The 11626-nt window shown below is 73.3% G+C and carries 1 pseudogene; it reads left to right on the top strand.

What is annotated here, in order from left to right:
* Nucleotides 1-44 precede the first annotated feature (44 nt).
* Nucleotides 45-11486 (top strand): annotated as a pseudogene (locus ACF07S_RS25820) (type I polyketide synthase); the annotation flags it as partial.
* Nucleotides 11487-11626 lie beyond the last annotated feature (140 nt).

Below are 11626 nucleotides of genomic sequence, written 5' to 3'. Positions count from 1 at the left end.
GCATGAACAACGAGCAGAAACTTCGCGACTACCTCAAGCGGGCAACGGTCGACCTGCGGGAGAGCCGTCAGCGTGTGCAGGACCTGGAGGAGCGCGCACACGAGCCGATCGCGATCGTGGGCATGGCATGCCGGCTCCCGGGCGGTGTCGCCTCCCCGGACGACCTGTGGGAGCTGCTGGGCGCCGGACGTGACGCGGTCGGTCCCTTCCCGGAGGGCCGCGGCTGGGACCTGGAAAACCTGTACCACCCCGACCCCGACCACCTCGGGACCTCGTACACCCGCGAAGGCGGCTTCCTGTACGAGGCGGACCGGTTCGACGCCGAGTTCTTCGGCATCGGTCCTCGCGAGGCCGCGGCGATGGATCCCCAGCAGCGGTTGCTGCTGGAGACGGGCTGGGAGGCTTTCGAACACGCCGGCATCGCCCCGACCACGCTGAGGAGCACCCGTACCGGGGTGTACATGGGCGTCATGTACGACGACTACGGCTCCCGGATCCCCCATGCGCCCGAGGGCTTCGAGGGCTACCTGCTGACCGGGAGCGCGGGCAGCGTCGCGTCGGGCCGTCTGGCCTATACCTTCGGGCTGGAGGGGCCGGCGGTGACGGTCGACACCGCGTGTTCGTCCTCGCTCGTCGCGCTTCATCTCGCCGTCCAGTCGCTGCGTCAGGGCGAGTGCTCGATGGCGCTTGCCGGTGGTGTGACGGTCATGGCGACACCGGGCACGTTCGTGGAGTTCTCCCGGCAGCGCGGGCTGTCGCCGGACGGGCGGTGCAAGGCGTTCTCCTCGTCGGCGGACGGCACGGGCTGGGCCGAGGGCGTGGGCGTGCTGGTGCTGGAGCGGCTGTCGGACGCGGAGCGCGGCGGGCACCGGGTGCTGGCGGTGATCCGTGGTTCCGCGGTGAACCAGGACGGTGCGAGCAGCCAGCTGACCGCGCCGAACGGGCCTTCGCAGGAGCGGGTCATACGCGCTGCGCTGGCCAACGCGCGGCTGCCGGCGTCCGAGGTGGACGTCGTGGAGGCGCACGGTACGGGCACGCGGCTGGGTGATCCGATCGAGGCGCAGGCGCTGCTGTCCACTTACGGCCGGGCCCGTGGGGACGACAACCCGTTGTGGCTGGGTTCCGTCAAGTCGAACATCGGTCACACGCAGGCCGCGGCGGGTGTCGCGGGCGTGATCAAGATGGTCATGGCGATGCGCGAGGGGATCATGCCCTCGACTCTGCACGTGGACGAGCCGACCCCCGAGGTCGATTGGTCGGCGGGCGCGGTGAAGCTGCTGACGCAGGCTCAGCGGTGGCCGGAGCTCGATCGCCCGCGTCGGACGGGTGTGTCGTCCTTCGGAATCAGCGGGACCAACGCTCACGTGATCCTCGAAGAGGCGCCGCGCGACCGTGACGTCGATCCGGCGACAGGACCGGATGCCGCCGCACGACGGCCGGAGCCGGGCTCGCCGACGCCGCCGGCACCGTGGTTGCTTTCGGCCACGTCGGAGACCGCGCTACGGGCACAGGCGAGCCGGCTGCTGGCCTGGCTCGCCGACCACCCCGAGGTGGACGACGCCGATGTCGCCGCCGCCCTGACCACCGCGCGCGCTCAACTGGGCCGGCGCGGCGCGGTGCTCGGCGCCGACCGGACCGGTCTGCTCGCCGGCCTCACGGCCCTGGCCGCGGGTTCGGCGTCCCCGCATGTGGTGTCGGGTGTCGCCACCACCGGCGAGACGGCCTTCCTGTTCACCGGTCAGGGCGCGCAACGCCTCGGTATGGGCGCAGGGCTGGCGGCCGCGTTCCCCGTGTTCTCCGCCGCCCTCGACGAGGTGTGCGCGGAATTCGACGCCCTCCTCGGGGTATCGCTGCGCGAGGTCGTGTCCGGCGAGACCGGTGGTGCCGGGAACAGCGTCGGCGACGCCGGGCGCACGGCCCTGCTCGACCGGACGGAATTCACGCAGCCTGCGCTGTTCGCGTTCGAGGTGGCGCTGTACCGCCTCCTGGAGTCGTTCGGCGTGACCCCGGACGTGGTGGTCGGGCATTCGATCGGTGAGCTGGCCGCGGCCCATGTGGCCGGGGTGTGGTCGCTGGCCGACGCGTGTCGGCTCGTTGCCGCCCGTGGCCGGCTGATGGGGGCGCTGCCGGCCGACGGAGCGATGCTCGCCGCCGCGGTGCCGGAGGAGCGGGCGCTGGAACTGCTCGCGGCCGGGACGGTCTCGTTGGCGGCCGTGAACGCGCCCGCGGCGGCGGTGTTCTCGGGCGAGACGGCGGCGATCGCCGCACTGGAGGACCGGCTGGCGGACGAGGGCGTGAAGACGACCCGGCTGAGGGTCGGTCACGCCTTCCATTCGGCGTTGATGGAGCCGATGCTCGCCGAGTACGAGCAGGTCGCCAGGTCGGTGGCGTATCGGGCGCCCCGGATCGGTGTGTGCTCCACGGTGTCCGGTGCGCCGGCCGGTCCCGAGCTGCTGACCCCGCAGTACTGGGTGCGGCAGGTGCGCGAGGCCGTGCGGTTCGCCCCGGCGGTGCGGTCACTCGTCGACGCCGGTGTGCGCCGGTTCCTCGAGGTGGGTCCGGACGCGGTGCTGGCGGCGCTGACCCGCCAGACAGTGACCGACGAGGTGGCGTCCCGCTCACTGGTCGCGGCGGCGTCACGGCGCGGCGTCGATGAGGTCGACCAGTTCCTGCGGCTGCTCGCCGCCGCCCACTGCTCGGGCGTCGCCGTCGACTGGGCGCCGCTGTCACCGGGAAGGCCGGTCACCCACCTCGACCTGCCCGTCTACGCTTTCCAGCACCGCCGTTACTGGGTGCAGCCCGACGACGAGGCGCCCGGTGACATGGGCCGCGCCGGTCTCCGCGCGCTCGGTCATCCGATGCTGCGCGTCGCCGCGCCGCTTGCCGGGCGCGACGAATGGCTCTTCAGCGGCAGGCTCTCCACCACCGACCAGCCGTGGATCGCCGACCACACGGCCTTCGGAGCGGTGCTTCTGCCCGGCACCGGGTTCGTGGATCTGGCGCTGGCCGCGGGGAGCCGCCTGGAACTGCCCGTCGTGGACGAACTCGTCCTGGCGACGCCGCTGCTGTTCGACGGTGCCGCTGGCGTGGACGTGCAGGTCTCGGTGACCGAGCCCGACCACACCGGCCGTCGGCGCCTGTCGATCCACTCGCGTGCCGCCACCGGCACCGCGCGGTCCCACCCGGGCGGGCCGGACTGGACGCTGCACGCCACCGGCACCCTCGCCCCCGCCGACGGCGTGCCGCCGGCCTGGACCGACCCCGACTGGCCGCCGGCCGACGGCACGCCGATCGACGGAACGGGTCTGTACGACCGGCTCGCCGACCTGGGATTCGGCTACGGCCCGAGCTTCCAAGGCGTGCACGCCGCCTGGACCAGCGGTGACGACGTGTTCGCCGAGGTGACCCTGGACGAGACGACGGCGGGCCGGGCGGCGGGCTTCGGGGTGCATCCGGCGCTGCTGGACGCGACCTTCCACGCTGCCATCGATGTGCTCGCCGACGACCTGCCCGACGGCAGGCTGCCGCTTCCGTTCTCCTTCGGCGGCGTCCGTGTGTTCCGGCCCGGCGCCACCGCGGTCCGCGCCCGCATCATCCGTTCGGGTCCCGAGAAGGTGCGCGTCGACGCCTGCGACGCCACCGGCGCCGCGGTGCTGTCGATCGACGCCGTACTCGCCCGCCCCGCGGACGCGCGCGCCCTCGCCGGTGCCCGCAGCCCGCTCTACGTCCTCGACTGGACGCCGGTGACGGCGCCCGCGGCGCCGGACCGGCGACTGGTCGCACTGGGCCGGCCCCTCGCAGGCTGCACCGAGACGGTCGAGGATGTCGCGGCGTTCGCGACAGGCGGGGGCCACACAGGCGCGGCTGTCGTCTGGTCGCCCGAAACGGCGACGGCGGACGGCGACGACGTCCCCGCGACCATCCGCACCGCCGTGCGCAACGCCCTCGCGGTGCTGCGCGACTGGCTCGCCGAACCGGGCTGCGCCGACTCGACGATGATCGTGCTGACCCGCAACGGAGCAGGTCTGCCCGGTGAGACGCCGGACCCCGCGGCAGCGGCCGTCCGGGGCCTGGTACGCAGTGCGCAGTCGGAACATCCGGGGCGCATCGTGCAGGTCGACCTCGACGACAACGACGTCGCGGACCTGCACCAGCGGATCGCCGCCGCAGTCGCCGCGGACGAACCGCAGCTCGCGATCCGCGACGGCGTCACGGTGGCACCGCGGCTGATCCGCGCGACCACCGTCGAATCGACCGGCGAGCCCTTCGGCGGTGGCACGGTCCTGATCACCGGCGGCGCGGGCGGACTGGGCGCCGTCACCGCACGCCACCTGGTCACCCGGCACGGGGTGCGCAGGCTGTTGCTCGCCTCGCGCCGCGGCCTGGCCGCGCCGGGTGTCGCGGAGCTGGTCACCGAGCTGACCGCGCTGGGCGCCGACGTACGCGTCGATGCGTGCGACGTCAGCGATCGCGCCGCGGTCGCGGCGCTGCTGGAATCCGTACCGGCGCACGAACCGGTGACCGCTGTCGTGCACACCGCGGGGGTGGTCGACGACGGCACCGTCGAGACCTTGACCGCCGAGCAGGTGGACCGGGTGCTCGCCCCGAAGGTCGATGCCGCCTGGCATCTGCACGAGCTCACCCGCGACATGGACCTGTCGGCGTTCGTGCTGTTCTCCTCCGCCGGGCCGCTGCTCGGTGGACAGGGCCAGGGCAACTACGCGGCCGCGAACGCGGCGGTGGACGCGCTCGCCCAGGCACGCCGCAGCGCCGGTCTGCCCGCGCACTCGCTGGCCTGGGGGCTGTGGAAGCGCGGCATGGCCGAGGCATTGAACGACCCGGGTGGCGAACACCTGGTGCGTCAGATCCGCACGCGTCTCGGTTTGTCCCCGATCGAGCCGGACACCGGCATGCAGATGTTCGACGACGCGTTGACCACCGGCGAACCGATGCTGATGACCGCGCTGCTCGATACACCCGCCCTCACCGCGCTGGGCCGGCTCGGCACGCTGCCTGCGCTGCTGCGCGGCCTGATCCACGTACCGCCGCGCGGCCGGACCGACGACAGCCCGTTGCGCCGGCGGCTGCTCGACGCCCCCGCCGATCAGTGGGAGACGCTGATCCGCAACGAGGTCCGCGCGATCGCCGCCGCGGTCCTCGGGCACGAGTCGGCCGACGCCGTCGACCCCGAGACACCGTTCACGGCACTGGGCTTCGACTCGCTCGGCGGAGTCGAGTTCCGCAACAAGGTGACCGCCGCCACCGGTGTTCAGCTTCCGTCCACGCTGGTGTTCGACTATCCGACCGCCGCCGCCGTTGCGGGCTTCCTGCGCACCCGGGTCGACGGTTCGGCGCCGACGCGACCGCGTGCCGCCTCGGCCAGGGCCGGGGCCGGGGCCGACGAGCCGATCGCGATCGTCGGCATGAGCTGCCGGTATCCCGGCGGCGTCGAGAATCCCGACCAGCTCTGGGAACTGATCGCCGGGCGCGTCGACGCGATCACCCCGATCCCGGGCGACCGCGGCTGGGACCTCGACCACCTCTACGACACCGACCCCGGCAAACCCGGCAAGATCTACACCCGGGAAGGCGGATTCCTGCATGCCGCAGGTGATTTCGATGCCGCCTTCTTCGGGATCGGGCCCCGTGAGGCGGCGGCGATGGACCCGCAGCAGCGGTTGCTGCTCGAGGCCTCCTGGGAAGCGCTCGAAGACGCCGGTATCGATCCGACCTCACTGCGGGGCAGCGACACCGGGGTGTACGCGGGCGTCATGTACCAGGACTACGGCTACACGGCGCGCGAGGCCGCCGACGGTGCCGCGGAAGGCTATCTGGCGACCGGATCGGCCGGCAGCGTCGTCTCCGGCCGGGTGTCCTACGCCCTCGGTCTGGAAGGACCCGCGGTGACGGTCGACACGGCATGCTCGTCGTCGCTGGTGGCCCTGCACCTGGCGGTGCAGGCACTGCGCGCCGGGGAGACGTCGCTGGTCCTGGCCAGCGGGGTGACGGTCATGTCGACTCCGCTGCTGTTCGTGGAGTTCTCCCGGCAGCGGGCGCTGTCACCGGACGGGCGCTGCAAGGCGTTCTCGAGTGCCGCGGACGGCGTCGCGTGGTCCGAGGGCGTCGGCGTGCTCGCCCTCGAGCGGTTGTCCGACGCGCGGCGCAACGGGCGCCCGGTGCTGGCCGTGATCCGCGGTAGCGCGATCAACCAGGACGGTGCGAGCAACGGCTTGACCGCGCCGAACGGTCCGTCCCAGGAGCGGGTGATCGCGCAGGCACTGGTCAACGCGGGGGTGGCCGCGCCCGAGGTGGACGCGGTGGAGGCGCACGGCACCGGCACCACGCTGGGTGACCCGATCGAGGCGCAGGCGCTGATCAACGCCTACGGACAGGATCGCGCCGAGCCGCTGCGGATCGGGTCGTTGAAGTCGAACATAGGGCACGCGCAGGCGGCTGCCGGTGTCGGCGGTGTGATCAAGATGGTGCAGGCGCTGCGGCACGAGGTGTTGCCGCCCACCTTGCACGTCGACGCGCCGTCGCCGCACGTGGAGTGGTCGGCGGGCGCGGTGCGGATCCTGACCGAGGCCGAGCCGTGGCCGGCCGGGGAGCGTCCGCGCCGGGCGGGGGTGTCGTCGTTCGGGATCAGCGGGACCAACGCGCACGTGATCCTCGAAGAGGCGCCCGCGGTCCTGCCGCGACCGGCCGATCCACCGAGCCCGGCGGCCGTGCCGTTGCTGCTGTCCGCGCGGACGGCTGCCGCGCTGCGGACGCAGGCGCGCCGTCTGCACGACGCGCTGCGCGAACGTCCGGAGCTCGACCTGACCGACGTCGCGGTGACGCTGGCGCTGCACCGCGCGCAGCTCGAGCAGCGCGCCGCCGTCGTGGGCTCGGACCGGGAGACGCTGCTGGCGGCCCTGGCGCGCCTGGCAGCCGACGACTCAGGCCCGGGCATCGCCGACGGCGCCGGTCGGACCGGCACCACGGCGTTCCTGTTCACCGGTCAGGGCGCGCAGCGGATCGGGATGGGCGCCGGGCTGTACCGGGCGTTCCCGGCTTTCGCCGCCGCGCTCGACGAGGTGTGCGCGGAATTCGATGCACACCTGGGGCGTTCGCTGCGGGACGTGATGTTCGGCGCGCAGCGCACCGGCATCGCGCAGGAAGCGGGTGAGCTCGACGCGCCGGCTGCTGCGAGCGGTGCGACTGCCGGGACCTTGCTGGACCGCACCGAGTACACCCAGCCCGCGTTGTTCGCGTTCGAGGTGGCGATGTACCGCCTTGTCGAGTCGTTCGGCGTGACGCCGGATGCGGTGGCCGGGCATTCGATCGGCGAGCTGGCCGCGGCGTATGTGGCCGGTGTGTGGTCGTTGCCGGACGCGTGCCGGCTCGTTGCGGCCCGGGGCCGGTTGATGGGGGCGCTGCCGGCGGGCGGGAGCATGCTGGCCGCCGCGGTGCCGGAGGAGCGGGCCCTGGAACTGCTGGCGGCGGCTCATGCCGATCCGGCGGCCGCCGCGGTCTCGCTGGCCGCGGTGAACGCCCCCGACGCGGTGGTCTTCTCCGGAGACACCGAGGCGGTGTCGGCGCTCGAGCCGAGGCTGGCGGCCGAGGGCGTCAGGACCAGCAGGCTGCGGGTGAGCCACGCGTTCCACTCCGCCTTGATGGATCCGATGCTGGCCGAGTTCGCGGAGATCGCCGCGGGCCTGACGTACCACGAGCCACGCATCCCTCTGTGCTCCACGGTCTCCGGCGCATTCGCCGGCGAATCGGTGGGGACGCCCGAGTACTGGGTACGGCAGGTGCGCGAGGCGGTGCGCTTCGCCCCGGCGGTGCAGTCACTGCTCGATTCGGGTGTGCGCCTGTTCGTCGAGCTGGGCCCGGACGCGGTGCTGACGACCATGACCCGCGCCACCCTGGCGACAGACCTCGCAGCGCACGCATCGGTGGTCGCGGGATCCCGTCGCGCAGTCGCCGAACCCGAGCAGCTGGTCGCCGCGCTGGCAACCGCGCACTGCGCGGGCCGGCCGGTGCGCTGGGCGGCCTGGTTCGGAGATCGACCGCAGGCACGGATCGCCCTGCCCACCTATCCCTTCCAGCACGAACGATTCTGGCTGCTGCCCGCGGAGGCCGCCGCGCCGCTCGCCGGCGCCGACTCCGCCGGCCATCCGCTGCTGCACGCCCAGGTGCAGCTCGCCGGCAAGGACGAGTGGCTGTTCACCGGCAGGCTCTCGCTGCGCACGCAGCCATGGCTCGCCGACCACGCCGTCTTCGGCACGGTCGTGATGCCGGGTACCGGATTCGTGGAACTGGCCCTGGCCGCCGGCGCCCGGCTCGGCGTGCCGCGCCTGGCGGAACTGGTGCTCGCGGCACCGCTGATTCTCCCGACCGACGGCGCCGCGGATGTTCAGCTCGCCGTGGGCGGACCCGACGCCGACGGGCACCGGACCGTGGCCATCCACGCCCGCACCGCCGACGCCTGGGTGCTGCATGCCCGTGGCCTGCTCACGTCCGCCGCGCCGACCGCGGCGCCGGGCTGGTCCCAGGTGTGGCCTCCGGTCGCGGGCGATCCGGTCGACGGACAGCAGGTGTACCGCGCGCTCGGCGACCTCGGCTTCGGCTACGGCCCGGTGTTCCAGGGTGTTCGCGCCGCGTGGTCGCGTGGGGAGGAGGTGTTCGCCGACCTGGCGCTCGACCCCGACACCGCAGCGCGCGCCACCGCCTTCGGACTGCATCCGGCACTGCTGGACGCGGTGTTCCACGCGGCTGTCGGCCATCTCGCCGAGGGCGGGCCCGACGGCCGGGTCCCACTGCCTTTCGCCTTCGACGGTGTCCAGCTGGCACAGTCCGGCGCGGGTGCCTTGCGCGTCCGCGTCGCCCGCATCGCACCGAACACCTTGTGCGTGGACGCGGTCGACGCGACCGGTGCCCTCGTGCTGAGCATGGAGTCGGTGCGGTCCCGCCCGATCGAGCAGCAGGCGCTGGCACAGCTGCACGGCGCGGCACCGCTGTTCGACCTCGAGTGGGTCGCCGTGCCCGCCGTCTCCGAGGCGGACACCGGGCGCGTCGTCGTGCTCGGCGACCCGGCGACCGTCGAGGCCCCTGAGCCCCCGACGAGCTGTGCCGATCTCGCGGAACTGGCTGTGCTGCAGGATGTCCCCGACACGGTGGTATGGCCGGCGCCCCGCGGAACCGGTGCCGGCGCGGCGGACATACACGCCGGCGTGCTGACGACGCTCGCACTGCTGCAGGGCTGGACAGGCGCCGATCGCCCCGGCCGGCTCGCGATCGTGACGCGCACGGCCGCCGGACTGCCCGGTGAGGAACCCGATCTGGTCGGAGCCGCCGTGGCGGGCCTGGTGCGCAGCGCACAGTCCGAGCACCCGGGCCGGTTCCTGCTCATCGACCACGACGGCGACGCCCTGCCGATCCAGTCGCTCGCCGACGCCGTGGCCCGGGACGAACCGCACCTGGCCGTTCGCGAGGGTCGGCTCCTGGCACCGCGACTGCAGCCGCTGCCTGCCGCCGAACCGGGCGCGCCACTGCCGTTCGGCCACGGCACGGTGCTCATCACCGGCGGCACCGGCGGCATCGGCGCGATCGTCGCCCGGCATCTGGTCGCAGCGCACGGCGCACGGCGGCTGCTGCTGGTATCGCGGCGCGGTGCCGCCGCGGACGGCGCCGCCGAACTGGCCGCCGAGCTGACCGGCCTCGGCGCCCACGTCCGGGTCGTGGCGTGCGACGTCACCGAACGCACCGCGGTCCAGGCCCTGCTGGCCGGCATCGACACCGACGCCCCGCTGACCGCCGTCATCCATGCGGCGGGCGTCCTGGACGACGGCACGCTCGACACCCTGACCACCGCGCAGACGACACGGGTGCTGGCACCGAAGGTCGATGCGGCACTGCACCTGCACGAGCTGACCCGCGACCTGGATCTGTCGGCGTTCGTGCTGTTCTCGTCCGCGGCGCCGTTGCTCGGCGGACAAGGACAGGGCAACTACGCCGCCGCGAACAGCGTGCTGGACGCGCTGGCACGCGTGCGGCGCAGCGCGGGCCTGCCCGCGCACTCGCTGGCCTGGGGACTGTGGACCGTCGGCATGGCGGGGATACTCGGCGGGGACGGTGCCGAACAGTACGCCCGCCAGATCCGGGCCAGGCTGGGCCTGATCCCGATCGACCCGGATTCCGGGATGGCGCTGTTCGACAACGCACTCGCGACCGATCGGGCGACGCCGACGACGGCACTGCTGGACATGGCGGCGCTCACCTCCCTGGCGCGCGGCGGCACACTGCCCGCGGTACTGCGCGGCATGATCCGGGTTCCCCCGGCCGCCGCGAGTGCCGGTGTCGGCCTGGCCCGGCGGCTGGCCGCGCTGTCCGACGCCGACCGCGACGGTGTGATCCTGCGCGAGGTGCGCAACGCCGCCTCGGCGGTCCTCGGCCACCCGTCCGGCGACGCGATCGACCCGGACGCGCCGTTCACCGAACTCGGTTTCGACTCCCTCGGTGCCGTCGAATTCCGGAACCGGCTCGCACAGCTGACCGGGCTGACGTTGCCGTCGACGCTGGTCTTCGACCACCCGACCGCCGCCGACGTGGCGAAACTGGTGCGATCGCGGATCGACGAATCCGGCACCGGCGCGGCCGAGCAGGCACCGGCCGGCGTGCGCGGCACGATCACCGACCTGGTGTCGGCGGCGCATCGCCGCGGTGAGCTGGCAGGGGCGATGCCCCTGCTGACGGCGAGCTCGGCTCTGATGACCACGTACTCCGCCGACGAGGCCGCCGCACAGCGCCCGGCCGCGCAGCTCCTGGCGCGCGGCGCCGTGGCACCGGCACTGATCTGCATCCCCTCGTTCCTGGTGGGATCGGGCCCGCACCAGTTCGCCCGCCTGGCCCGTGAACTGGGCGGCGAGCGGCAGGTCAGTGCGTTGCGGCTGCCCGGCATGCGCGCGGGCGACGACCTGCCGGCGACCTGGGCGGCGGCGATCGGGAGCCTCGCCGCGGCCGTCGCATCGGAACTCGGGCGAGGCCCGGTGGCGCTCATCGGCTATTCGGCCGGTGGTGCGCTCGCCCACGCGGTCGCCCGGCGGCTCGAGGACGAGGGCGGCGAGCTCGCGGGCGTCGCGATGATCGACACCTACTCCCCGGAAGACCTCGAACTCAACCGTCACGTGCTCACCGACGCGCTGGGGCAGATCCTGTCCCGGGGCAACGCACTGACCCCCGTCGACGACCACGGCCTGGTCGCGATGGGCGGCTATGCGCGGATATATCCCGAGCGTGAGGCCAAGCCGATCGCCGCGCCGACGCTGGATCTGCGGGCCACCGTGACGCTGAGCGGCTTCGGGGACGCCGACCCCGTTCCCGGCTGGCAACACCGCGGACCGGTCGAGCGCATCGAGGCGGACCACTTCTCGATCATCGAGGAACGGGTGGCAGAGACCGCCGCGCACCTACGGCGCTGGCTCGATTCACTCGGCGGCCGTTGATGTCCGAACCGCCGGAGGCGAGGAATTCCGGGGAATGGGGACACATGACACCCCTTGGGCACACTCGGACTGGCCTGACATTCCTCGTTTCGGGTGGACTGCAGGATTCCCGGTTCTTCCCGGTGAACCGGTCGGTTTCC

This window comes from Streptomyces sp. NPDC016640 (assembly GCF_043076215.1).
GTDB lineage: Bacteria > Actinomycetota > Actinomycetes > Streptomycetales > Streptomycetaceae > Streptomyces.
Note: the sequence above shows the minus strand (reverse complement) of the source record. Positions and strands in the feature narration are given on the sequence as shown.